This is a genomic window from Enterobacter sp. ENT03, assembly GCF_019218745.1.
GTDB lineage: Bacteria > Pseudomonadota > Gammaproteobacteria > Enterobacterales > Enterobacteriaceae > Enterobacter_D.
This window is the reverse complement of sequence record NZ_JAHUXA010000001.1, coordinates 57,239-81,302: the sequence shown is the minus strand read 5'-3', so window position 1 is coordinate 81,302 and position 24,064 is coordinate 57,239. Positions and strand designations below refer to the sequence as shown.

Annotated in this window: 21 protein-coding genes; 14 read left to right on the top strand and 7 right to left on the bottom strand. The window is 53.8% G+C overall.

All coding sequences use genetic code 11. The annotated features are described in order from the left end of the window. Both KW828_RS00335 and KW828_RS00330 read right to left on the bottom strand, forming a co-directional pair. Window positions 1-945 carry an L-lactate dehydrogenase gene (locus KW828_RS00335; protein WP_218334484.1) on the bottom strand — a complete coding sequence of 315 codons (945 nt, stop codon included), beginning with the start codon at window positions 943-945 and terminating at the stop codon, window positions 1-3. An 86-nt stretch (window positions 946-1,031) separates the two neighbouring features. Next, window positions 1,032-1,901 (bottom strand): LysR family transcriptional regulator, encoded by an 870-nt coding sequence (locus KW828_RS00330; RefSeq protein WP_218334483.1) that lies wholly within the window; start codon window positions 1,899-1,901, stop codon window positions 1,032-1,034. Window positions 1,902-2,005: 104 nt separating this feature from the next. On the opposite strand from KW828_RS00330, the gene sad reads away from it, so the two are divergent. The 8 genes from sad to KW828_RS00290 all read left to right on the top strand — a co-directional run bounded on the left by sad (window position 2,006) and on the right by KW828_RS00290 (window position 12,046). Further along, window positions 2,006-3,394: a succinate-semialdehyde dehydrogenase gene (sad, locus tag KW828_RS00325; RefSeq protein ID WP_218335328.1), complete on the top strand. Its 1,389-nt coding sequence runs from the start codon at window positions 2,006-2,008 to the stop codon at window positions 3,392-3,394. Between the two features lie 178 nt (window positions 3,395-3,572). After that, on the top strand, window positions 3,573-5,162 hold the full coding sequence (locus KW828_RS00320) for a methyl-accepting chemotaxis protein (protein WP_218334482.1): 1,590 nt from the start codon (window positions 3,573-3,575) through the stop codon (window positions 5,160-5,162). A gap of 54 nt (window positions 5,163-5,216) precedes the next feature. After that, window positions 5,217-6,143 carry a glutaminase B gene (gene glsB / locus KW828_RS00315; RefSeq protein ID WP_218334481.1) on the top strand — a complete coding sequence of 309 codons (927 nt, stop codon included), beginning with the start codon at window positions 5,217-5,219 and terminating at the stop codon, window positions 6,141-6,143. Window positions 6,144-6,271: 128 nt separating this feature from the next. Further along, entirely contained in the window at window positions 6,272-7,699 is a 1,428-nt protein-coding gene (locus KW828_RS00310) for a GGDEF domain-containing protein (RefSeq protein WP_218334480.1), read from the top strand. 151 nt (window positions 7,700-7,850) lie between these two features. Continuing rightward, complete coding sequence (locus tag KW828_RS00305; RefSeq protein WP_129363210.1) at window positions 7,851-8,843, top strand: sensor domain-containing diguanylate cyclase; 993 nt, start codon at window positions 7,851-7,853, stop codon at window positions 8,841-8,843. Window positions 8,844-8,896: 53 nt separating this feature from the next. After that, the gene (locus KW828_RS00300) at window positions 8,897-9,865 is read left to right on the top strand and encodes a diguanylate cyclase (protein WP_218334479.1); all 969 of its coding nucleotides are present in this window, start codon (window positions 8,897-8,899) and stop codon (window positions 9,863-9,865) included. An 86-nt stretch (window positions 9,866-9,951) separates the two neighbouring features. Then, on the top strand, window positions 9,952-10,494 hold the full coding sequence (locus KW828_RS00295) for a GNAT family N-acetyltransferase (RefSeq protein WP_218335327.1): 543 nt from the start codon (window positions 9,952-9,954) through the stop codon (window positions 10,492-10,494). Between the two features lie 100 nt (window positions 10,495-10,594). Beyond that, window positions 10,595-12,046, top strand: coding sequence for a tagaturonate reductase (locus KW828_RS00290; protein WP_218334478.1), 1,452 nt, complete (start codon window positions 10,595-10,597; stop codon window positions 12,044-12,046). Between the two features lie 350 nt (window positions 12,047-12,396). Here KW828_RS00290 and KW828_RS00285 read toward each other — a convergent pair whose 3' ends face one another. After that, complete coding sequence (locus tag KW828_RS00285) at window positions 12,397-13,965, bottom strand: methyl-accepting chemotaxis protein (protein WP_218334477.1); 1,569 nt, start codon at window positions 13,963-13,965, stop codon at window positions 12,397-12,399. A gap of 378 nt (window positions 13,966-14,343) precedes the next feature. Here KW828_RS00285 and KW828_RS00280 point away from each other — a divergent pair, with 378 nt between their 5' ends. From KW828_RS00280 to KW828_RS00260, 5 genes are all read left to right on the top strand, one after another. After that, window positions 14,344-15,831, top strand: coding sequence for a diguanylate cyclase (locus KW828_RS00280; protein ID WP_218335326.1), 1,488 nt, complete (start codon window positions 14,344-14,346; stop codon window positions 15,829-15,831). A 283-nt stretch (window positions 15,832-16,114) separates the two neighbouring features. Next, the gene (locus KW828_RS00275) at window positions 16,115-17,401 is read left to right on the top strand and encodes a PTS ascorbate transporter subunit IIC (RefSeq protein WP_371316065.1); all 1,287 of its coding nucleotides are present in this window, start codon (window positions 16,115-16,117) and stop codon (window positions 17,399-17,401) included. A 158-nt stretch (window positions 17,402-17,559) separates the two neighbouring features. Further along, window positions 17,560-17,826, top strand: coding sequence for a VF530 family DNA-binding protein (locus KW828_RS00270; protein ID WP_218335325.1), 267 nt, complete (start codon window positions 17,560-17,562; stop codon window positions 17,824-17,826). 867 nt (window positions 17,827-18,693) lie between these two features. Continuing rightward, on the top strand, window positions 18,694-18,906 hold the full coding sequence (cspG, locus tag KW828_RS00265; protein ID WP_218334475.1) for a cold shock protein CspG: 213 nt from the start codon (window positions 18,694-18,696) through the stop codon (window positions 18,904-18,906). A 188-nt stretch (window positions 18,907-19,094) separates the two neighbouring features. Beyond that, on the top strand, window positions 19,095-19,235 hold the full coding sequence (locus KW828_RS00260; protein WP_218334474.1) for a hypothetical protein: 141 nt from the start codon (window positions 19,095-19,097) through the stop codon (window positions 19,233-19,235). Window positions 19,236-19,453: 218 nt separating this feature from the next. On the opposite strand, the gene KW828_RS00255 is transcribed toward KW828_RS00260, so the two are convergent. Further along, entirely contained in the window at window positions 19,454-20,068 is a 615-nt protein-coding gene (locus tag KW828_RS00255) for a TetR/AcrR family transcriptional regulator (RefSeq protein WP_371316064.1), read from the bottom strand. Window positions 20,069-20,141: 73 nt separating this feature from the next. On the opposite strand from KW828_RS00255, the gene bdcA reads away from it, so the two are divergent. Further along, window positions 20,142-20,855: an SDR family oxidoreductase gene (bdcA, locus tag KW828_RS00250; protein ID WP_218334472.1), complete on the top strand. Its 714-nt coding sequence runs from the start codon at window positions 20,142-20,144 to the stop codon at window positions 20,853-20,855. 212 nt (window positions 20,856-21,067) lie between these two features. Here the strand turns inward: bdcA and KW828_RS00245 are convergent, their stop codons facing one another. The 3 genes from KW828_RS00245 to KW828_RS21805 are packed head-to-tail and all read right to left on the bottom strand — an operon-like array spanning window position 21,068 to window position 23,734. Then, window positions 21,068-21,424: a hypothetical protein gene (locus tag KW828_RS00245; protein ID WP_218334471.1), complete on the bottom strand. Its 357-nt coding sequence runs from the start codon at window positions 21,422-21,424 to the stop codon at window positions 21,068-21,070. Then, on the bottom strand, window positions 21,414-23,357 hold the full coding sequence (locus tag KW828_RS21810) for a pesticin C-terminus-like muramidase (protein WP_256349923.1): 1,944 nt from the start codon (window positions 23,355-23,357) through the stop codon (window positions 21,414-21,416). The genes KW828_RS00245 and KW828_RS21810 overlap by 11 nt, the downstream gene beginning before the upstream one ends. 17 nt (window positions 23,358-23,374) lie before the next feature. Then, complete coding sequence (locus KW828_RS21805) at window positions 23,375-23,734, bottom strand: hypothetical protein (RefSeq protein ID WP_256349922.1); 360 nt, start codon at window positions 23,732-23,734, stop codon at window positions 23,375-23,377. Window positions 23,735-24,064 lie beyond the last annotated feature (330 nt).

Below are 24,064 nucleotides of genomic sequence, written 5' to 3'. Positions count from 1 at the left end.
TTACGGCAGCCGCTCAATATTGGCGGCGATGACGCTGGCGGAGTGACGGAACAGCGCCAGCTCGTCGTCTGCCAGTTGTAATTCGATAATCTGTTGTACCCCGCTTTGCGCCAGCACGGCGGGCACGCCAATGGCGATATTGCTCAGGCCGTACTCGCCATCGAGAATGCAGGAGATGGCCAGTGCCCGGTGGCTGCCGGTAAAGATATTGCGGCAGATCTCGGCGATCGTGCCGGCAATGCCGTATTCGGTGCAGCCTTTACGGGCATAAATATCAAATCCCAGACGACGCACTTTCGCTGCCAGCTGGTCGCCATCCAGCGGCTGCCCGGTTTTACGCAGGTAGACCTCGGCAATGGGTGAGCCGTAAACCGACGAGTGCGACCACACCGGGAACTGGGTGTCGCCATGTTCGCCGAGGATAAAGGCATCAATACTCTGCGCGCCGATGTCCAGCGCCTCCGCCAGCGTGCGGCGCAGACGGGTGGTATCCAGCCAGACGCCGGTGCCGATCACCTGATTGCGCGGCAGCCCGGAGAGTTTCCACACCTGCCAGGTAATGATGTCGCAGGGGTTGGTGGCGATAAGAAAAATACCGTTAAAACCGTTCGCCATCATCTGCGGCACGATGTTCTGCACAATGCGCGCGGTGCCGGTCAGCTCATCAAGACGGGTCTGACCGGGCTTCAGCGCGCCGCCGGAAACGGTGATCACCGCAATATCGACATCCGCACATTCTGTTATCTCGCGGGTGGAGAGGGTCATCATGCCCGGCATATACGCGGCTGCATCTGCCAGATCCTGCGCATGGCCCGCCACGCGCTCATGATTGATGTCCACGAGGATCAGTTCTTCACATATATTCTGATTGAGCAGGGCGTAGGCCGCCGAGGCGCCCACGTTGCCGGTACCGATGATCATGACCTTTCGGGCTTTGGTGTTCATGCCTGTTCCATTATCAGGAGGGAAACACTAAACGTACCGCTCCGCCCCCGGTCTGCGCAATGTTCAGACGCGGGTATAGCAAAATCCTATGACGCCGCGTCCCGCTCGCTCAGCAGTTCGATAAACGCCTCCAGCGGGCGGGTCTTCGCACCGCGCCGCCACACCAGCCAGGTGGTGAGCCAGCGCCAGTTTTCCGCCAGCGGCCAGGCGCTGACCTGATGATGACCGGGCATACTTTCCAGCATACTGCGCGGCATCAGCGCAAGGCCTGCGCCTGCGATCACGCACGCCAGCATCCCGTGGTAGGACTCCATCTCATGGATTTTACCCGGCGTGGCGTGATCCGCCTGAAACCAGCTCTCAAAATGACGGCGGTAAGAGCAGTTGGCGCGAAAGGCGTAAATGCTCATGCCGCTGACCTCGGCGGCGCGCGTCACCGGCGCATGCCCGCCAGGGGCAACCAGCATCATCTCTTCCCGGTACACCGGGATCCCCTCCAGCCCCGGATGCATCAGCGGGCCATCGACAAAGGCCGCGCTGAGCCGCCCGTCGATCACGCCATCGATCATCGTCCCGGACGGCCCGGTTGCCAGATCAAACTGAATACGCGGATAGCGTTGATTGTATTGTGCCAGCGTCACCGGAATGCGCACGGCGGCGGTACTCTCCAGCGCGCCCAGGGAGAACAAGCCCTGGGGTTCATCACCTGCCACTACGCTGCGTGCCTCGTCCACCAGCGCGAGGATCTGCTGGCTGTAGTGCAGAAAACTGTGCCCGGCGGGGGACAGGCGCAGCCGCTGGTTTTCGCGGATAAAGAGATCGACCCCCAGATCCGCTTCGAGCTGGCGAATACGGGTGGTGAGGTTTGAAGGCACGCGGTGCACCTGCTGCGCCGCCTGGGTAATGCTGCCGGTACGGGCCACGGCGTTAAACATCTCAAGCTGGGTTAAATCCATGCCATTCTCAATTTGTGAACAGTGCGGTTAATATTATTCAGTTTTCAGGAATAGCAGAGGCAGGCAGGATAGGGCAAGTCTTACAGTCAATAAGAGAGAAAATGATGACCCTTACATCTGCCACCCATGCGCTGTCCGTCAACCCGGCCAGCGGAGAAACCCTCGCCGCCCGTCCATGGGCCACCGCTGACGAGGTGAATAACGCCATCGCCGAGGCCGAGCGTGGCTATCACCAGTGGCGCGCGCTGGACGTGCTGCAACGTGCAGATAAGCTGCGTCAGGTTGGCGCCACGCTGCGCCTGCACGGTGAAACCCTGGCCCAATGCATAACTCAGGAGATGGGTAAGCCCATTGTGCAGGCGCGCGCCGAAGTAAAAAAATCGGCGGATCTCTGCGACTGGTATGCTGAACACGGCCCGGGGATGCTAAAGGCGGAACCGACGCTGGTGGAAAACAATCAGGCGGTGATTGAGTATCGTCCGCTTGGCCCGGTGCTGGCGGTAATGCCGTGGAACTTCCCGGTATGGCAGGTCCTTCGCGGCGCGGTGCCGATCCTGCTTGCCGGTAACAGCTACCTGCTGAAACACGCCCCCAATGTGCTGGGCTGTGCAGAGTTGCTGGCGGAAATTTTCCGCGAGGCGGGCATACCGGAAGGGGTATTTGCGCAGGTGAATGCCACGAATGACGGTGTCAGCCAGGCGATTGCCGATCCGCGTATAGCGGCAGTGACGGTCACCGGCAGCGTGCGGGCTGGGGCGGCCATTGGTGCGCAGGCTGGCGCAGCGCTGAAAAAATGCGTGCTGGAACTGGGTGGTTCGGATCCCTTTATTGTGCTTAACGATGCGGATCTGGATCTGGCGGTAAACGCCGCCGTTGCCGGGCGCTATCAGAATACCGGGCAGGTGTGCGCCGCGGCGAAGCGCTTTATCGTCGAGGAAGGGATTGCCGCCGCCTTTACTGAAAAGTTTGTCGCGGCGGCAGCGCTGAAAATGGGCGCACCGGAGGACGAAGAGACGTTTCTCGGCCCGATGGCGCGTTTTGATTTGCGCGACGAGCTGCACCAGCAGGTAGAAGCCAGTCTGCGCGAAGGGGCCAGCTTGCTGCTCGGCGGTGAGAAACGGGCGGGCGCGGGGAATTACTATCCGGCCACCGTACTGGGTAACGTCACGCCTGAGATGACGGCGTTTCGGCAGGAGCTGTTCGGGCCGGTCGCGGCGATCACCGTGGCGAAGGATGCGGAGCACGCGCTGGCGCTGGCGAATGACAGTGATTTTGGGTTATCGGCGACGATCTTTACCGCCGACGAGGCGCGTGCCGCCCGTTTTGCGGCGCGGCTGGAGTGCGGCGGGGTGTTTATTAATGGCTACAGCGCCAGCGATGCCCGCGTCGCCTTTGGCGGGGTGAAGAAAAGTGGCTTTGGCCGTGAGCTGTCCCATTTCGGCCTGCATGAGTTTTGTAATGTGCAGACGGTGTGGAAGGATCGCGTCTGGTGAGCTTGCCCGGCGGCGCTGCGCTTGCCGGGCCTACAACATCTCGCCCGTAGGCCCGGCAAGCAACGCGCCGCCGGGCGATGTCCATGTCCATGTCATTGTCCATGGCAATCTCAATGTCATGGTACTGTCATTTATCTTTTGTAGACTCGCGCCCATTGTGAGGTTACAGAAGAATATCATGAACTTATTGCAAATTTTTCGTCGTCTGACGCGGCGATTTACCCCACGGCAGTTTGGTTTGCTGGCCGGTATTTTTTGTGTGATCGGCCTGTTTTCCGCCCTCCAGATCTCCTCCTCGCTGTTGCTCTCCCGCTCCCTTAACGAAGCGCAGCATAACGAACAGCGCAATCAGCTGGCGCAACAACAGCAGGTCAAACTTGATGAGTCGCGCATCGCGCTGCTCGCCGCCAGCGATTTGCTAAACCGCGCCGGGGTATGGTTTATGCAAGATCAGGCCACCGGGTCTGACGGTAGCTGGCACAGTCTGATGGATGAGGCGCAGCAGGCGCTGGTCACCTCCCATAAGGCCTGGGACGACTGGCTGGCGTTACACCCGGTTAACGATGAGGCGCTGATTAACAGCTATCAGCAGTTCTTCGGCGCGATTAAAGAGCAGGCCGACGGTCTGACCCGCACCCAGTCCATTGACGCCTTTTTTGCCGTGCCCGCCCAGGCGTTTCAGGCGGATTTCAACGAGAACTTTGCCCGCTATCAGCAGGCCAGCCAGCAACGGGCGGAGCAGGGGCGTCAGGCGCTGATGGGCAGTCTCACCGGCTTGCAGGATCTTTATTTGCTGGCACCAGCGTTACTGCTGGGCATTGCCGTGGCGGTGTGGTTTGGCATGTCCCGCTGGGTGATCGTGCCGCTGCGCCGTCTGATTGCGCATATTAATTTGCTTGCCGCCGGCGATCTCTCCACGCCGCTTCCACAGGTGAGGTACTTCAACCGGGAAATCAGCCAGCTCGGCAGCAGTATCAGCACCATGCAGCAGGGGCTGTTACAGCTGGTGGCGCAGGTGAACGATGCTACCGCCTCGATGGTGGATCACATCAATCATCTGGCTGAAGGTAACCAGAAGCTTTATCAGCAATCGGCCCGGCAGGCGCAGGAACTGGATGAAGTGACGGCGCATATCGCGGCGCTGGAATCCCACGTCGAAGGGAATACGGGCTATGCAAGACTTGCCAGCAAGCGGGCCGATGAGGCGCAACAGGTGGCGGCGGGGGGCGATCGCATGATGGAAAGGGTCAATGCCTCGATGCGCGCGATTGTTGAACGCTCCGCCGAGATGCGCGGCATTGTGTCGATTATCGACAGCGTCGCCTTCCAGACCAACATTCTGGCGCTCAATGCGGCCATCGAAGCGGCGCATGCCGGGAATCACGGGCGCGGCTTTGCGGTGGTGGCGAAAGAGGTCGGTCTGCTGGCGCGCAAGAGCAGTCACTCCACGCAGACCATTCAGCAACTGATCCAGCATTCATTACAGGGGATTGAGGATGGATCGCAGGCGGTGACGCGGCTGGAAGATAATTTGCAACAGGTTACCGGGCTGGTGGGGCATCTGAGCACGCTGCTTAATGATATTTCCGCCGCTACCCTCAGTCAGGGGGAGAATATTCACCAGATGACCCGCCAGCTGCACGGTCTTAATCAGGTAGCGCGGCATACGGGTGAACTGGTGGGTACCGCGGCGATGGCGTCCCGGCAACTCCATGATGATTCACATCAATTGATGCAGGCGGTGGCGCGTTTTCGTCTGCCGGCCTGACGGCCGCTCTGGTATACTCCTGGCCTCTTCTGGCCGGGGTGTAAGGAGCAGGCTGTGGCGATGATCATCAATAACGACGTACTGGAAACTATTCTGACGCAGGTCAGGCCGCTGCTGGGGCGCGGCAAGGTGGCGGATTATATTCCGGCGCTGGCTTCGGTGGACGGTAACAAGCTGGGGATCGCCATCAGCACCGTGGACGGGCAGCATGTTGCCGCGGGCGATGCCGACGAGCGTTTCTCCATTCAGTCAATCTCCAAGGTGCTGAGTCTGGTGGTGGCGATGAACCACTATCAGGAAGATGAACTCTGGTCGCGCGTCGGTAAAGATCCCTCCGGTCATCCTTTTAACTCTCTGTTACAGCTGGAAATCGAGCAGGGCATTCCGCGCAATCCCTTTATTAATGCCGGGGCGCTGGTGGTGTGCGATATGCTGCAAAGTCGTCTTAGCGCGCCCCGTCAGCGGATGCTGGAAATTGTCCGTAAGCTCAGCGATGTGCCGGACATTGCCTATGACGCGACCGTCGCCCGCTCGGAGTTCGATCATTCTGCGCGTAACGCGGCGATTGCCTGGCTGATGAAATCCTTTGGCAATTTCCATAACGATGTCACCACCGTGCTGCAAAACTATTTCCACTACTGCGCACTGCGGATGAACTGCGCCGAACTGGCGAAGACCTTTCTGTTTCTCGCCTGCGAAGGCCGCGCCCCGCATCTGGAGGAGCCTGTAGTTACGCCGTTACAGGCCCGTCAGGTGAATGCCCTGATGGCCACCAGTGGCATGTATCAGAGCGCAGGGGAATTTGCCTGGCGCGTGGGGCTACCGGCGAAGTCCGGCGTCGGCGGGGGGATCATCGCCGTGGTGCCCCATGAAATGGTGATTGCCGTCTGGAGCCCGGAACTCGATGAGGCGGGGAATTCACTGGCGGGCATTGCGGCGCTTGAAGCCCTAACCACGCGAATGGGACGTTCCGTTTACTGATCGTCAGATATACGCACAGAGAATATGACGCGATTGCCGATCAGGATGTTTAAGGACATGTTAAGCTCCTGATCCATTTTTGTCTGGCCTCATGCTCGCCCTGTGCGATTGTCTGGAATTCCTGTTGAATGCGCCCTGATGTGAAGACGCCTTTTCGTGTGTTTCGCGAAGATAAACCACTGCGTAACGCTGTCTGTCTGTTTCTTATTACCACGCTGTTCTACGCCATTGGCGCGATGCTGCGGCTGGTGGAAGAGCTGTCGCTGTTCTGGCCGCTGAATGCGGTGATGGCCGGTATTTTTGCGCGTGTTGCCTGGCTTAACCGCCTGCATAATTACGCCATTTGCTATATCGCGATGCTGCTGTATGACGGGTTGACCACCGACTGGGGGGCGACCTCTTTCGTCATTAACTTCTCCAATATGGTGTTTATCCTCACCTTTGCGCTGCTGGTGCAACGGGATAAACATGCGCCGGAGAAAGCGGAAGCGCTCGCCATCGCCCTGCGGCTGTTTAATTACTGTCTGCTGGCCTCGGTGCTGTGCGCGTTCTTTGGCACCTTTGCGTCTTATGGTATCGACAGTCAGGCGTTCTGGCCGCTGTTTGCCGACTGGTTCAGCGAACAGTTTTCTACTGGCGTGATGATCCTGCCGTGCATTCTGGCCGTTTCCTGGCCGGGGCTGCGTCGTCCGTTTAAGGTGCAGCATCTGTTACCGCTGGTGACGCTGACGATCTGTATCGCCGCCTCGGTGGTGATTGGCGGGGCGGGCAGTCTGGCATTCCCGCTGCCGGCGCTGATCTGGTGTGCGGTGCGTTATTCGCTGCTGACTACAGCGGTACTGACGCTGATCACCGGCGCCACAGAGATCGTGCTGGTGGCGAACTCGGTGATCAATATTTCTGTTGCTGAACATCTGCATACCTCACAGATGTTTTCCGCCCGTCTGGGGATCGCCACCATGACGATTTGCCCGATCATGGTGTCGGTAAGTGTGAATGCGATTAATGCGCTGATCCAGCAGGTGTCGCTGCGTGCGGACTTCGATTTTCTCACGCAGGTTTATTCCCGCTCGGGGCTGTATGAGCTGCTGCGTCAGCAGGAGAAGGATACCCATGCGCCGCGAACCATGTCGGTCATGCTGCTGGATATTGATTACTTCAAAACCATTAATGACAACTATGGTCACGAATGCGGGGACAGGATCCTCACTGCGCTGGCGCAGAAGGTGCAGCAGCTCGTCGGGAAAGCAGGCAGCGTGGCGCGTATGGGCGGGGAGGAGTTCGCGGTGATCGCCACCCTGGCAAATGAACAACAGGCGCTGGCGCTGGCGGAAACTATTCGTCAGAGCATTGAAGAACACCGTTTTCGCTGGCGGCAACAGACGCTGTCACTGACGGTGAGTATCGGGCTGAGTCATGCGGTGACGGAATTCTGGCAGCAGACGGAAACGTTTAATCGTCTGCTGAATGAAGCGGATGCGTTTCTTTATCTGTCGAAAAAGGCCGGGCGTAATCGCGTGAGTGCACCCGGTGACGTGCATTGTCTGGCGGTATAACCGTGAAAGGGCTTGCCAGGTATTTTCCACGTCAATACTATGCTTTACGTCAATACTTCGGCCAGCGCTGTCTGGTGAGACTCGCGTCATGAACGGATCGGATAAACTGAACACTAATGCCAGAGTGACGGGGCTGCGATTCGTTCGCCGCATGTATCTGATGCGTATCCTCGGTACGCTGCTGTGCTTTTTCCCGATCCTCTCGGTGCTGGTGGAACACCATCAGCCGCTGTGGATGATGGCGCTGCTCGGCGCGAATGCCTTTATCTGGCCAACCGCCGCGTTTTACCGCGCCAGACGTGCTGCCACCCCGCTGACCACGGAGCATCAGAATCTGCTGTTTGATGCGGGGGCGGGCGGTTTCTGGATCGCCATGATGGCACTGAATCCGCTGCCGTCGGTGGTGATCGCCACTATTTTGCTCTCGGACAGGCTGGCGGCGGGTGGGCGTAAACTGCTGCGCAAAGCGGCCATCGCGCTGGTGGCGGTGTGCCTGCTGGCCTGGCTGGTGAGCGGTATGCCCTTTGTGGCCGGGGTTTCCCAGCGCACGATGTTTGCCACCTTGCCGCTGGTGGCGATCTATATGCTCGCGTTGAGCGTGCTGACGGATTCCATTGCCCGTAAGCTGCGGCTGAAAAGCCGCGAGCTGGAACGTATTGCCATGATGGATCCGCTGCTGGACATCGCCAATCGTCGCCTGCTGGAAAAACGCATTACCCATGAGCTGGAAACGCTGAATCAGCGCTGCCGTAGCTCGGTACTGATGTTTATCGATATTGATAATTTCAAAGACGTCAACGACAGGTTCGGCCATAAAGTGGGCGATATGCTGCTGGTGACGGTCTCGAAAATTCTCCATGTTGCGACCCGGCAAACGGATACCCCGGCGCGACTGGGGGGCGATGAGTTTGTGATCCTGCTGCCGGATACGACGCTCGACGAGGCGTATGTCGTCGCCACCCGAATTATGGACGGCGCGTCGGTGATGACCATTGGCGCGGATACCACCTTTCGTACCACGCTGAGTATTGGTATAGCCAGTGCGACCCCGGCGATGGATGACGTCGCCGACTGGCTGAAAGCCGCCGACGATGCCCTGTATCGCGCCAAGCGTGAAGGGAAAAACCGGATCTACTGCCACTGACAAACTCGCTGAATGCGCTAGACTTTATGCATGTCTGGCGAGAAGAGTGCATTATGAAACACCCTGAAATTCCCCCCAACGAATCGCAACGGATGGCCTCGCTGCACGAATCTGGTTTGCTGGAAACCGCATCCCATGAACGCTTCGACAGGCTGACCCGTCTTGCAAAACGCATGTTCGACGTGCCCATCGCGCTGGTCAGCCTGGTGGGTGACAATGCGCTGCATTTTATCTCCTGTGACGGCATCCAGGAGGGGCATGTCGAGCGCAAAATCTCTTTTTGCGGGCACGTGATTTTGAATGACACGCCGATGGTGGTGGCCGACGCGCGGGCCGATCCGCGTTTTAGCGATAACCCACTGGTGACCAGCGAACCCTTTATCCGTTTTTACGCCGGTTATCCGCTGCGCGTGCCGGATGGGGCCAACGTGGGCTCGTTCTGTATTATCGACAGGAAACCGCGCGAGTTTGCCCCGCCGGAACTGGCGGTACTGAAAGATTTTGCCGCCATTGTGGAAGATGAGTTCGCCACCATCAGCGTGGCGACAACCGACGGGCTGACCGGCCTGTACAACCGCCGTGGTTTTGAAAACCTCGCGAAATTCGCCATCACCGCCGCCCGCCGCCGGGCGGAGCCGCTGACGCTGGCGTGGATCGATCTCAATCGCTTTAAATACATCAACGATACCTGGGGCCATGAAGAGGGCGACAATGCCCTGAAAGCCGTGGCGGCGCTGTTGCGGGAGAGTTTCCGTGAGGCCGATCTGCTGGTGCGCTTCGGCGGCGATGAGTTCGCGGTGCTGTTTTCCGATACCACCGAAGATGGCGCCTGGGTCGCGATGACCCATCTGGTTGAGCAGGCAGAGGCCTTTAATCACTCCTCACAAAAGCCCTGGAAATTGTCGTTCTCCTGGGGCGTCAGTGAGTACGATCACCAGGCCATGCCGGACATCAAAAGCTGGCTGAAAACGGCAGACGATCGCATGTATGCCATGAAGGTGAAAAACAGCGCGTCACGCTGAGCGCAGCCACAGGAAAACGCTATGGCTACACCGTTGCGTTAAGATTTTGTTATCAGCATAGTGGTCATTTTGAAAAGGAAAGCATGATGACCACGCCATTTCACTGCCGCCCGCTCGGGCGCGACGACATCCTCCTGCGAATTGACGAACTCTGCGACGTGCTCGAAGACTGCGTGCGCGGCGGCGCATCTGTGAGCTTTATGCTGCCCATTACCCGTGAGGTCGCCAGCGGTTTCTGGCAGGGAGTGGCAGCGAGCGTGGCGCGGGGCGAGCGGGTGCTGGTGATTGCCGAAAACACGGCGGCGCGCATTATCGGTACCGCGCAGATTATCCTCGACCAGCCGCCCAATCAGCCACATCGTGCGGATGTGGCCAAACTTTTGGTTCACCAATCTGCGCGGCGGCAGGGTGTGGCCCGCGTGCTGATGGACAAACTCGATGATATTGCAAAGGAAAATGGCAAAACGTTGCTGGTTCTCGATACGGCAACCGGCAGCAATGCGGAATATTTCTATGCCAATTGTGGCTGGCAGCGGGTGGGCGAGATCCCCGGTTATGCGCTGATGCCGGACGGAAATGTGACGGGCACGACAATTTTTTATAAGAATTTAACATTCGCCGCAATATGACGACGCATTTTGATCAAAACAGGGTTTCATAGTCGTAAAGTCTGGTAAGTTATCACACCAATCTTCCCAGGTTGTATGACTAATCAAAAAGGAACCCATTGTGAAAACGATTAACCGTCGCGATTTTCCCGGAGCCCAGTACCCGGAACGTATCATTCAGTTCGGCGAAGGGAATTTCCTGCGCGCATTCGTTGACTGGCAAATCGATCTGCTGAACGAACATACCGACCTTGATGCCGGGATTGTGATCGTTCGTCCGATCCAGAGCGATTTCCCGCCGTCCCTGAGCACGCAGGATGGGCTGTATACCACCATCATTCGTGGGCTGAATGAAGAGGGCGAAGCCGTCAGCGATGCGCGTCTGATCCGCTCCGTGAATCGCGAGATCAGCGTTTACACACAGTATGATGAGTTCCTGAAGCTGGCACACAACCCGGACATCCGTTTTGTGTTCTCTAACACCACCGAAGCGGGCATCAGCTACCACGCCGGCGACACGTTTGAAGATGCGCCAGCGGTGAGCTACCCGGCGAAACTGACCCGTCTGCTGTTTGAGCGTTTCAGCCATTTCAATGGCGCGGCAGACAAAGGCTGGGTGATCGTGCCGTGCGAGCTGATTGACTATAACGGCGATGCGCTGCGTGAACTGGTGCTGCGCTATGCGCAGGAGTGGGCGTTACCGGCGGCGTTCGTGCAGTGGCTGGACAGCACCAATGCCTTCTGTTCCACCCTCGTGGATCGTATTGTGACCGGTTATCCGCGTGATGAGGTTGCCAGCATCGAAGCTGAGCTGGGCTATCACGATGGCTTCCTTGATACTGCCGAGCATTTCTACCTGTTTGTCATTCAGGGGCCGAAGTCACTGGCGTCTGATCTGCGTCTGGATAAATTCCCGCTCAACGTGCTGATTGTGGATGACATTAAACCGTACAAAGAGCGCAAAGTGGCGATCCTCAACGGCGCGCATACCGCACTGGTGCCGGTGGCATACCAGGCCGGGATCGACACCGTAGGCGAGGCGATGAACGACAGCGACATCTGTGCGTTTGTGGAAAAAGCGATTTACGACGAGATCATTCCGGTGCTGGATCTGCCGCGCGATGAGCTGGAAACCTTTGCCAGCGCGGTGACCGGCCGTTTCCGTAACCCGTACATCAAGCACCAGCTGCTGTCGATTTCCCTCAACGGCATGACTAAATTCCGCACACGTATTCTGCCGCAGCTGCTGGCAGGGCAGAAGGCGACCGGTAAATTGCCGGCCCGTCTGACCTTTGCTCTGGCGGCGTTGATTGCGTTCTATCGTGGCGAGCGCAACGGCGAAACCTATCCGGTGCAGGATGATGCGCACTGGATCGAGCGTTATCAGAAACTGTGGGCGCAGCATGGCGATCGCCAGATCAGCACCAGCGAACTGGTGAAAGCGGTGCTGTCCGTGAGCGAACACTGGGAGCAGGATCTGACGCAGGTCACCGGTCTGGTCGAGCAGGTGTCGCTGGATCTGGATGCAATCCTGTTGCGGGGTATGCGCGATGCGGTGAAGCCGCTGTGCTGAGGCCGTGCAGCAAACTCGCGTAAACCCTGACCCGGCGAAGGCCGGGTTTTTTTAACCCCTCCTGTAGTTACAACATCCTTTATTCTTCTCAAAACATAAACTGTGGCTACAGCGTCGTAATGGCTACGTAGTGAAACAAATGCGCCACATTTACTTAGCAATTAGTTTGCATTAGCCCTAAGATTAGCTTTGAACAGAGGAGGGACGCGCAATGGAAAGAATCGTTCAAATGATAGTGGTGCTGGTCGCCTGCGTTGCTATGTTCGCCACCGCTTACGACCTCTCTCTTGTCACTGACTTACCCTGAAACACCGACCGTGAAGAAAAGGGGGCCTGCGCCCCCTGAGGCTTTAACTGGCTGAGAGCTGGAAGAAGCGCACCGAATCCCGCAGGTGCTCGCTTTGTTCGGTCATCGAATGGGCGGCCACCGCCGCCTGTTCAACCAGCGCGGCGTTTTGTTGAGTGACCTGGTCCATCTGGTCGATGGCGACGCTGATCTCGCGAATGCCCTGATGCTGTTCATGGGACGCCGACGAAATCTCGGCCACAATGCTGGTCACTTTATTCACCGAGTTCACAATATCTTCCATCGCCCGGCTGGCGGTATCCGCATAGCGTGAACCTTCGGTAATTTTCTCCACCGTGCCATCAATCAGCGTTTTGATCTCTTTTGCCGCTTCGGCACTTTTCTGCGCCAGATTACGCACTTCACCGGCAACCACCGCAAAGCCTTTGCCTTGTTCACCGGCGCGGGCGGCTTCTACGGCAGCATTGAGCGCCAGAATGTTGGTCTGGAAGGCGATACCCTCAATGACCGAAATAATATCGACGATTTTCTGTGAACTGTCGGAAATCTGGTGCATGCGTTGCAGCATATCGTGCACCTCTTTGCCGCCTTTAACCGCGGTTTGCGAGGTCTGACGCGCCAGTTCACTGGCTTTATGCGCGTTTTCAGCGTTACTTTTCACGTTTTCGGTGATCTGCTGCATGTTGGCAGAGGTCTGTACCAGCGACGCGGCCTGTTCTTCGGTACGTTGTGACAGATCGCTGTTGCCCATAGCGATTTCACTGGCGGCATGAGAAATGGATTCGCTGCCGTTGATAATGCTGTGAATAATTTCCGCCAGCTTGCTGTTCATAAACTTAATGGTCGCCAGCAGGCTGTGTTGATCCTGGTCTTTAAGTTCGATGTGGGTCGCCAGTTTACCGGCGGCGATATGCTGCATGATCTCCACCGCATAGCCCGGTTCGCCACCCAGTTGTCGGGAGAGATTACGCGAAATCCACGCGGCGATAATACCGGTGGCAATAAGCGCAAGAATTAATAAACCGCACAGCATATACAATGCCTGTTTATAACCACTGGCGGCTTTCTGACTGGCTTGATCCCCAATAGCAATTTCCATATCGACCAGCGAAGCTAAATCTTTCATCAGCTGCGTACGATATTTTGACGACACCGCGCCGCTTATTTGGCTGGCCTCCTCAAGACGTTCTGCATTAACAGCGTCGATCACTTTTGCGTTCACATCGACAAATTGCGTGAAGTTATTGACCACCTGCGAAAATAACGCCTGCATTTCAGGCGAAGTGAGGCTGGACTGACGCGCATAACGCCGCTGCGCATTGAGGAAAATCTCCTGGTTTTGCAGCAGCTCAAGGCGGTGTTTTTCCCGCTCGGCGGGGGTTGTGGAGTTAATGTACTGAATTTGCTGTAGCCGCATTTCAGAAAGTACACCGCGCATTTCCAGCGACGATCGTACCCCCGGCATACGATTATCACGGAAAGCATCAATGTGCTGATTGCTGGCGTGAAGTTGATAAATCGCCACCACGCCTAATAACAGCATCATGGCGATAAGAACGGAAAAACCGGTTAATAATTTGGTGAATACGGTTGATTGTGCATATTTTTTCATGGGAGTAACTTCGTTATAAAAGGTCATACTATTAACGGCATAACCTTGAAAAGATTCATTAAATAAGTTGATCCTTATCACATATCAGGTGCTTATTTTTCGGCTGTAAACAGTCCGTATAAATATTTTAAAATGATGTTTTAAATGTGTTTTTTTACTGTGATAAATTTGACATAAATCTACAGTGGGTGAGGGCGATAGCGTTGACTGAGGCTGACAGCAAGGAACAATATGTCAGCCTATTCTGTTAATAAATCAGCGCATTGTGTGCTTTACTGAAAGTCAGGGTGTGGCGCAGGAGGAAGGGTGAAAGTCGGTAAACACATTGCAGGCGCACTGTCGCTCAGTTCATCACTGGGGCGCAGCATCACCTTGTTTATGGGCGGATTGCTGATCGCCGGCATCGCCACCAGCAGCTGGACGCTCAACCGTTCCTGGGAACGCGCCATCAAAGAGACGGAGCGTAGCGCGATCAACCTGTCGGTGTCACAGGCGCGTCAGGCGGAAGATACCTTTGTGCAGGCGGAACTGACGCTGCGTGAGATACGCCGTAATATCCCGCAAACCGGCATCAGCGGCATGGAGCCGAAAAAATTCAATCGCTATCTCGCCGATATTAAAGAGCGCTTGCCGCAGCTGCATGGTCTGTTCGTCTACGATGCACAGGGTTTTATGCGCGTGACGTCTTTTGGCAAATTACCGGCCATCGCGAATAACGCCGACCGCGAATATTTTCTTTATCACCGGGCGAATGGCCACGGCAGCGTGCATATCGGGCATGTTATTCGTAGCCGTTCAACGGGCGATCTGATTATTCCGGTGTCGCTACGGATTAATGACAGGTACGGCGGCTTTGCCGGCGTGGCGCTGGCAACGGTAAAAGTCGACTATTTCCGTCACTTCTATAACTACTTTGAGATGGGGCAGCGTGATGTACTGGCCCTGCTTAGCACCGACGGCACGGCGCTCTATGCGCGACCGTTTGATAACAATGTCATTAACCGCAACCTTTCTGCCAGTCCGCTGTTTACTCGTGAACTCCCTAAACACGATCGCGGCAATGCGACCTGGAAATCGGCGCTGGATAACGTCGAGCGTATTTATGGCTATGCGCGCCTTGAGCGCTTCCCGCTGGTCGTCGCGGCGGGGTATGACAAACCGGCATTGTGGCAAAGCTGGCTAAAAGAGAGCCTGCCCGACATCATCCTCAACGCCATGCTGTTGCTCGCGACGGTGATCATGGGCGCCCTGGTGTTTCGCCAGGTGAGACGCAACGTGCGTGACCAGACCGAACTGACCATGCTGCGGGATGAGCTGACCAGTATTAATCACACCTTACAGACGATGGCACTGGCGGATGGTCTCACCGGGCTGGCTAACCGTCGCCAGTTCGATCTCTTCCTGACCCAGTCGCTGAAAACCTCTGTCCATACGCAGCAGCCCGTGTCGCTTATCATGATCGATATTGATTTCTTTAAACGCTATAACGACCACTACGGCCACGTGGCGGGGGATAACTGTTTACGTCAGGTTGCCGAAATACTGATGCAGCTGAATTTACGTCAGAGTGATTTGATCGCCCGTTATGGCGGAGAGGAATTCGCGATTGTGCTGCCAGAAACCGATCTGCGAGAAGCTTTTATGCTGGCGCAGAACGCCGTGGACGCGGTGCGCTATGCGCGGATCAGGCACGAACATTCATCAACGGGGCGTCAGGTGGTCACTATCAGCGCTGGCTGCTTCAGTCTGGTGGGTACCGGCACTGAAGACGATGCGCGCATGATCAAAGAGGGGGCTGACTCAGCGCTCTATGCGGCGAAAATCAAAGGGCGCGATCGTGCGTTCGTCATTACACCACCGGGTTAACATCCTTTCTCTTCGCTTAAAGCATGCCTTCGCGCATGCTTTTTTTTAAATAAAAATCGCTTTTATTAGATGACTAGAATGGTAGTAACAATATATTAACTAAGCATATCAAATCATCCATACAATTATCATTAACTCAAATGAAATAATGTTTTAGTTTTGCGTATATATTATTTCAACTGTGATGTGTATAGCAGATCGATGTTGATCGCCAGTGATAGTATCTCCGCGGGTTCTTTGCATGGAGCCCGACATAATGGTGTAATCAGTCGTACCTACTGGGATGATAATAATGGATATACTTTTAGGGCTTGTTAAAACGCCCGCCGTTATCATAGCAATCGTTGCCTTTCTCGGATTGTTATTTCAAAAAGCGTCAATTTCCCGTTTGATTACGGGAACCTTTTTATCTTTTATCGGTTTTACGATGATCAAAGTGGGCGGCAGCATTTTAATGAAAGTGCTGACCGCTTTTAGTTCACTGTTTTCAAACGCATTTAATATTGTTGGGGTGGTGCCGAGCAACGAAGCCATTATGGCGGCAACTATTGATAAGTTAGGTTCAATCGCTGCACTTATCCTGTTGTTTTCTATGATACTTAATATACTGCTGGCGCGATTTACCCGTTGCAAGTACATCTATCTGTCCCTGCATCTGGTGTTGTTTATGGCCTTCGCCATTACGGCAGTGCTGATGCAGTTCGGCTTCAGTCATACCATGATGGTTGTCATCGCTTCACTGCTGATTGGCACCTATATGGCCGTATCGCCGTTTATCCTCAGCCGCTTCAGCCGTGAAATTATCGGTTCTAATGAATACGCTATTTCGCATGCCGCTATTTCTTCCTATGTGATTGGCTCTTATATGGGGAAATGGTTCGGTAATAAAAAAAGCGATACTGAGCACTTAAATATCAGTAATAAATTCGATTTTATCCGTGAGCCTAATATTGCAACATTGTTAACAATGTTGGTGCTACTGCTGATTTCCTGTGTTTTTGCCACGCAACCGCAGATCAAAGATGCAATGACCGTGGTATATGGTGCAGGGGCAGGGGATAAGAACGTCGTTATCTTTGTGCTGGAACAGTCGGCTATTTTTGCCTGCGGCCTTTATCTTGCGAAAGCAGGGGTGAATTTATTCACCGCTGAAATCGTGCCGGCTTTTAAAGGTTTCGCCCGCGTTTTTGCACCGGGTGCGGTTCCGGCCGTAGACGTTATGGTGCTGTTCACCAAAGCGCCTAACGCCACGCTGATTGGCTTTTTGATAAGCTTCGCCGTTGAACTGGTCTGTATCTTCTTGTTCCCGTTTATTGGCTTGCCGATTATTGTGCCGGGGATCATGGCGAGCTTCATTACCGGCGGCGCGGCAGCTATTTTTGGGAATGCGACCGGCGGGTTCCGTGGCGCGGTGATCGCCAGCAGTATTAATGGATTGCTGCTGTGTGTGTTACCGGCGCTGACGTTGCCCATCTTCTCGCAACTGGGCGCGAAGGGGGTGACGTTCGCGGATCCGGACTTTACGCTGCCGTCGTTGATTCTGGATTATCTGCTGCGGTTATTCAGCTAAACAAAAGAGCCGGAGGCATCATCGCCTTTGGCTCTCCTGAGTGCCTGATGACGGGCTTTGTAACAGACCCAAATTCGCTAGCCAAACAGGGGGCTTGAATTGCATTACGCCGCGCAGGGCAGTATGGTGTGCAGAAATTTACTCTCTCCGGGATCATCATGGCTGAACATGTTTCCAAAGACCCGCTGCACGGCGTTACGCTCGAAGCCTTATTAACCGATCTTGTCGCCCGTTTTGGCTGGGACGAGCTGGCCGCACGCATAAATATCAACTGCTTCAAAAAAGATCCCAGTATCAAATCAAGCCTGAAATTTTTGCGCCGTACCCCCTGGGCACGAAAGGAAGTGGAAGATCTTTACGTCAGTACGCTTGGGGATAAGGTTTCGTCTCAAGCGGATGACGGGCCGTGGTCGAAGTGGAAGTAGAGGCAATGTTCATTTAAGCGTCAGTAAATGGTTTCTCATTATTATGGCGCTGTAAGTATAAACATGCGTTTAAAAACAGTATTGACTCCTGAGTTCAAATGCGTAAATTAGAACTTAGCAGCACAATGAAAGTCCTTAGTGAATAGTTTGAAATACTGGGGTAAGCCATTTTGCTATAAAGGCCACGAAGTTTGTAGTTTGGGATGCAGTATGCTTTCAGGCCTCGTAGTGATTGTGCTGATTCGCAAAATGGTAGTGATAACGCGACGATGTAAGGCCTTGTTTTTGTAGTACATGCTGGCGGTTTAGCTTATTTTTTGTAACCGTAACGGCAAAGGGCAACGCATCAAAGAGTATATGTCGCGATGGGGATGTACTTGTTTAAGTTGCCACGCTTAGCTTTAAAAAGCGCAGGCAGGTGTTTAACGAGATAAATAGTGGGAGGTTTTTTAGTCTTAATGCCCAATATTATCTGTAGTAAACGGGTGCATTTAAAAGCAGTATAAATAGTAGTATCACTCTATTAAGTCCATTAATGTTAACTCTGAAGTCCATAGTACCTTAAAAGCCCTGACTGCAATGGTCAGGGCTTTTAAGATTACTCAAACACCTCCTCGAATTGTAAATTTCCCGCGCAAAACATTGACAAAACTAATCTTGCTTCACAACCCATAACAGTCCATTATGCGTCATCGGTTTGGCATACAGACCTTATGAAAGCAGTTTTAGTAAAGCAGTCCTCAGTTCAAGCGTTATCCTTAGATACTCTTCTGCATGAGCCTCCTCCTAAGTGCCCAATAAGTCCTCATCTGCAAGCAGGCCATGTTCGCCACAATCTGTGGCTCAAGAAAATTAAAGGAAGTATCTATGTCTAATAAAATGACTGGTTTAGTAAAATGGTTTAACTCTGAAAAAGGCTTCGGCTTCATTACGCCAGCAGACGGCAGCAAAGATGTATTCGTACATTTTTCTGCTATCCAGAGCAACGATTACAAGACGCTGGACGAAGGGCAGAAGGTTGAGTTCTCTATCGAGAATGGCGCCAAAGGTCCGGCAGCTGCTAACGTTATCGCGCTGTAAGAGCCGATAATGCCACGAACACTTACGATAGCGATGACGGCCAGAGCCTGAGCAGATAAGTAAACGTGATAAAAAACCCGCCTTGAGCGGGTTTTTTTGTTTCCTGAATTCATGGGAAAAAGGATCCCGCAGGCAGGAGCAGGAAGGATACCGCCACAGAAAAACAGTACTCGTCATGACGATACGGAATGTCAGTCCTGGACAAGATGAAAAGATTGCAGCCCGATCTGATGAACCTGAAGAAGGTCATTGAAGCAATCGTGCTGAATACTGACCAGCTCAGATGGATGGATGCGACGCTGCGCGGCCGCAAGGCTGGAAAGTTATGACATATCTGGGCCGGGATTAAACCTCAGCATTTAACTACCACATCAACAGTGCGCATAATGTATATTATGTTAAATTGTATTTAGGGTCACGCGCACCGCCTGCAACTCAGCCCCACCCTTTATGATTACGCCCGCATCTGTCGTTTACCGTTAATAACCAACCCGGCATGTTTGCCGGGTTTGTAGGAAAATGTTTTACGCCTCAGGCCTGGAACGCATCATTCCTGTCTCGCGCCAGCATCAACCGGCAGCGCCTGTTCCAGCACCGCGGCACACATGCGTACCGTTTCCCGCAATCGCGCTTCGCTGTATCCTGCCCGTGCTCTGGCAGAAAGCCCGGCCATCACCGTGGCTATAAAATCGGTTAGCCGTTCGGCTTGTTCAGGATACTGACGCGCGATAAATTCGCGGATCATTCTTTCTGCGGCCTGATGAAGTTCACACGCCGCATCGCGCGCTTCCCGATCATCACAATGCGTGCCCTCAACCACCATACAGCCGCTGGTGATCGGATCTGCAACATACCGCCGCGCGGCTTCGTTCAGCACCTCGGTCAGGCACTGCGCCACCGGACGATCTGCACGTAAAATGTCGGCAAACGGAATAGCGTCCTGGCGGGAGTAACGCGCCAGCACGCGCTGATACAGGCCGAACTTGCTGCCAAACGCGGCGTAAAAACTGGGAGGATTAATACCCAGCGCTTTCGTGAGATCCGCTACGCTGAGTGCGTCGTATCCCATTGAATGAAAGAGTTTTTGCGCTGTGGCGATCGCCTGCTCAGCATCAAACTTGCGGGGACGCCCCGGGGTTTTACTTGCTTTTGTAGTGACCACTACATAACTCCTTGACAGGCTGCATGACCGTCGAATATTGTAATGCTCACTACAATACCACAAGGACACGCACATGACTTCTTTTCAACACAAATCCGTTCTCGTTATTGGTGGCAGCCGAGGTATCGGCGCGGCCATCGTCCGTCGGTTTGCCGCCGAAGGTGCATCAGTCACCTTTAGTTACGCCGGGTCGCAGGACGCAGCAATGCAACTGGCGGCAGAAACGGGCAGCAAAACGGTACAGGCTGACAGCGCCGATCGCGACGCGGTGATCAATCTGGTTCGTACAGCCGGTCCGCTGGACATTTTGGTGGTGAACTCCGGTATTGCGCTTTTCGGTGACGCACTTGAGCAGGATAGTGATGCTGTGGATCGTCTGTTTCGCATCAACATCCATGCGCCCTATCACGCTGCCGTCGAGGCCGCGCGGCAAATGCCGGAAGGAGGACGCATCATTATTATGGGATCGGTCAATGGCGATCGGATGCCCATTGCTGGCATGGCCTCTTACGCTGTCAGTAAATCCGCGTTACAGGGCCTGGCTCGTGGCTTAGCGCGAGATTTTGGTCCACGCGGTATCACCGTTAATGTCATTCAGCCTGGCCCAATTGATACTGACGCTAACCCGGAAAATGGCCCGATGAAAGATCTGATGCACAGCTTTATGGCCATCAAACGTCACGGGCGACCTGAAGAAGTGGCCGGTATGGTAGCCTGGCTCGCCGGGCCGGAAGCCTCTTTCGTGACCGGCGCCATGCACACCATTGACGGCGCATTTGGCGCGTGATCCCGACGGGGTTTGGTATCGCCGAACCCCTTATTCCTGCCGTCTCTGCCCTGCCTTTACTCCAGCGGCATCAAGCAAAGTTGGCCAGCCAGTGCCCCGCGCTGTAGTGGCTGCCCACCACATGCTGTACGCTGGCCGCCAATTACAGCTCTGGCTAATGTTAAACATTCTGCCCCATCTTCTGATTTTGTTCTCGAGGCAATAAGTGAATATTACGGGAGCATTGCATCGAAATACTTCATTTCTTCCTGATAGCTTTTTAGAAGGCAATTGCTCACTTCAGCTGTTTCTGCATCAGTTCCTTTGGAATCAATCGTTTCCAATTGGCACTTTTTAACAATCATATCTCCCCATGACTTTTTCAAAGCCAGAATCAAGTGCTTACGTTCTGGGTTGTTATCGACCTGTGCATCAACCGATTTGTTCAATTTATCTAATGCCGCTTTTACTTCCCCTGATCTTTTCTCATTAATACCTGCAAGCTGGCTATTTTCTTCCTCAGAAAATGCGGCAACACTTGCCGCAGAATATGAAGCAAACAAAGCGAACAAAATATATTTAATTTTCATAAAATCTAACTCTCCTTAAAAATCTATCTTGTGGAACATTTGACCATTGATTCCTATTTGATAATACCTGACCGAATGAAGATAAATCCCCAGAATATGCATGCCGCTGAATTAAAGAACGAGCATGAGGCGTGTAATCCCCACGATATCTAAGATCTACAAGCACCTCTTTTATTTTTTCTGGAATATCATTCCATGCTTGTTCTGGAGTGGTATTTAGATTCGGATGATACACCCTAATAGTATCAGGCTTTTGACATATTCTTTTTACATCTTCCTCTAACCTATTGTAAGTAATGACAAAAAGATCATATTGCTGTTTTCTTGTTATCTCATAATCACTGATGCTGCTATCCGCTGATTTATAACGGTTTTTAGCATCCAAACCAGACATGCCTTTTGATTCTACAAGCCAATTATTTAACGGTTGACTTAATTCAATAGAGTCAAAATCTGATGATGGATCATTTTGCTGTCCTAAATCATATCCTCGTCCAATAGTTATCCCTGATACACCTCCAGGCCAATGAATGTGACGACTGAAATAAGGACTGTCGTTATTATCATTCCCCTCAGCATCAAATGTTAACTGACCTTTAGGTACAGTTAACCATTTGATATCCATATCATCATCACCGGACATTACATATAAGAACTCAAGTGGATGAAAATGCCATACTGACCGCTGACTGGCGAACGGCGGAACCTTATCCATCCAGCGCGTGGCGTCCAGAAATCCCCCGTTGGCCTGCTGCACAACCGGGCTTTCATCCCTGGCCTTAAATACCGATGACCAGCGTGTATCTTCGCGGGTACTGTGCCAGTCGCTGTCATGCTTCACTATCAGGCGCCGCGCATATTCCGGGATGTTCATCTGATTGGTATGCAGTGCGCCGAACAGCAGTTCGTCCTGAGATTTATCGGGATACGGGCTGGGCGGTCTTCTGTTTTCAGCATTGTGGATCAGGCTGTCATAAAACATTTTTGCCTGTGCTGATGCAGGTCCTTTTTCGCTATCAAAGTGCGAGCTGATGCTTTTCAGGGCATCAATAAACCAGCGTTCATCCAACGTGCGGGTAAAATCGGTTGTGTGTTCAGCTTCAATACAGTCAAAGTCCAATCCGGCTAAATCATGCTGGCTGAGCTGTTCCACATCGTCCTGGTGCATCCACGTATGCGGGCGGATCTGAAAGTATGTGACCCCGGTTTTATCCATAAACGGGTACGTGGCATCACGCGGAATAATTTTCCCTGCATCGGCACGGGTAATAGCGCTCATCTGCTCAAAGGTACTTTCCTCGCCCTCCCCGTTTCGCAGGTACAGCGGCCGTTTCAGCTTCAGCTTAATGAACTGTTTGCCCGTTTTGATGCCCTTCACGTTTGCCACCACATCCGGCACATGCTCATCGGGGCTCAGCAGCTCGATATGGGCTTTATAGTCCGTGGTAATAATCTGCGGATAGTTATCTTCGTCAGCCAGATCCTGAGCGCCGAGGAACCCGACCGGATCCCCTGCTTTCACCATGACTTTCAGCGGAACAGATGGCACCACCACATCATCAAATACGCCGTGATTCAGTGCGCTGTGCATCCAGTCTGGGAGGCACACGTAACAGTCGCCATCTTGCTCCAGAAATTCCGGACGCATCGAGACCCAGAACAGCTTGCCTGCGGGTTTACCGTCCTGAAGACGCTGCACCAGAGCGAACGGCTCCGGCTGTTGTTCCAGTAAAAAAGATTTCTGTTGCAGCACGGCAAGCGTGTCACCCTGCATCAGCGTTCTGGCGTGGCCGTGTTTATTTGCCAGCACGTCCGGCACGATTTCACGGCTGTCATCGTAGCGGGAGTGTTTGCGCATCCGCACGCCGTGTCCCTTCGGCGTGACCCGGTGAAGCGGGCGTTTCGGAAATTCCGACAATGGTGCGATGTGCATGTAAAGCTGGTACAGCGTCAGCAGGAGAATTCATCCTGCTCGTCTGGCTTGTACACTGATTTGACCAGAACAAAGGTGCCGGACTGGCGCAGGGGGCGTTCCAGGTAACAGTCAATATTTGCGTAATCCCGGTTAACCCGCCATGCCACCACCTCGCCGTTCATCATGAACTGGAGCGGCACGGATTTTTCCGGCGTATCCTGATCCAGCACTGAGGCCGGAGAGGATGACGTCCCGATGTGGATCCCCCCGTGCCAGTAATGACTCATGCCGAGTAACCACCAACCGTGAGCGTTTTTACGGATGTCGGTCTGTAACTCGTCATAGTTCTTATAGTCCCGTCCGTCAGCTTTCCGTACCGGATAACGTATCTGCATCCTCTTCCCTTAAGTTAAATCTCCATAACCATAATCATCACAGGGAGTTAAGACGAAAGGGAGTGAAATTTATGCAAATTTTATTACTGAGATCATTCGCTACTGCGGCGAATATGGTATTAATTGTCTCGTTTGCCGTTCTACTTCCGTTAGAACAAGATTTCACTCAGGACTTTGTCATCAGAAGCTCGAAATCATTATTCACATCACACTATGTGAAAGATAATTTCATAAATTGAGAACTGAAGAATTGTGTATTTCATGAGCTACTGGTTACATACCCATGAACTAAAATGGGGCGCAGACCGCTCACTCATACCCCCTCCCACC

Coding starts and splice junctions, on each gene's coding strand:
- KW828_RS00260 (WP_218334474.1), top strand. CDS start 19,095: ATGTCAGTCCTGGACAAGATGAAAAGATTGCAGCCCGATCTGATGAAC.
- KW828_RS00245 (WP_218334471.1), bottom strand. CDS start 21,424: ATGAAAATTAAATATATTTTGTTCGCTTTGTTTGCTTCATATTCTGCG.
- KW828_RS00335 (WP_218334484.1), bottom strand. CDS start 945: ATGAACACCAAAGCCCGAAAGGTCATGATCATCGGTACCGGCAACGTG.
- KW828_RS00295 (WP_218335327.1), top strand. CDS start 9,952: ATGACCACGCCATTTCACTGCCGCCCGCTCGGGCGCGACGACATCCTC.
- cspG (WP_218334475.1), top strand. CDS start 18,694: ATGTCTAATAAAATGACTGGTTTAGTAAAATGGTTTAACTCTGAAAAA.
- KW828_RS00275 (WP_371316065.1), top strand. CDS start 16,115: ATGATAATAATGGATATACTTTTAGGGCTTGTTAAAACGCCCGCCGTT.
- KW828_RS00305 (WP_129363210.1), top strand. CDS start 7,851: ATGTATCTGATGCGTATCCTCGGTACGCTGCTGTGCTTTTTCCCGATC.
- KW828_RS00330 (WP_218334483.1), bottom strand. CDS start 1,901: ATGGATTTAACCCAGCTTGAGATGTTTAACGCCGTGGCCCGTACCGGC.
- KW828_RS00285 (WP_218334477.1), bottom strand. CDS start 13,965: ATGAAAAAATATGCACAATCAACCGTATTCACCAAATTATTAACCGGT.
- sad (WP_218335328.1), top strand. CDS start 2,006: ATGACCCTTACATCTGCCACCCATGCGCTGTCCGTCAACCCGGCCAGC.
- KW828_RS00310 (WP_218334480.1), top strand. CDS start 6,272: ATGCGCCCTGATGTGAAGACGCCTTTTCGTGTGTTTCGCGAAGATAAA.
- KW828_RS00270 (WP_218335325.1), top strand. CDS start 17,560: ATGGCTGAACATGTTTCCAAAGACCCGCTGCACGGCGTTACGCTCGAA.
- KW828_RS21810 (WP_256349923.1), bottom strand. CDS start 23,357: ATGCACATCGCACCATTGTCGGAATTTCCGAAACGCCCGCTTCACCGG.
- KW828_RS00320 (WP_218334482.1), top strand. CDS start 3,573: ATGAACTTATTGCAAATTTTTCGTCGTCTGACGCGGCGATTTACCCCA.
- KW828_RS00280 (WP_218335326.1), top strand. CDS start 14,344: ATGGGCGGATTGCTGATCGCCGGCATCGCCACCAGCAGCTGGACGCTC.
- bdcA (WP_218334472.1), top strand. CDS start 20,142: ATGACTTCTTTTCAACACAAATCCGTTCTCGTTATTGGTGGCAGCCGA.
- KW828_RS21805 (WP_256349922.1), bottom strand. CDS start 23,734: ATGCAGATACGTTATCCGGTACGGAAAGCTGACGGACGGGACTATAAG.
- KW828_RS00300 (WP_218334479.1), top strand. CDS start 8,897: ATGAAACACCCTGAAATTCCCCCCAACGAATCGCAACGGATGGCCTCG.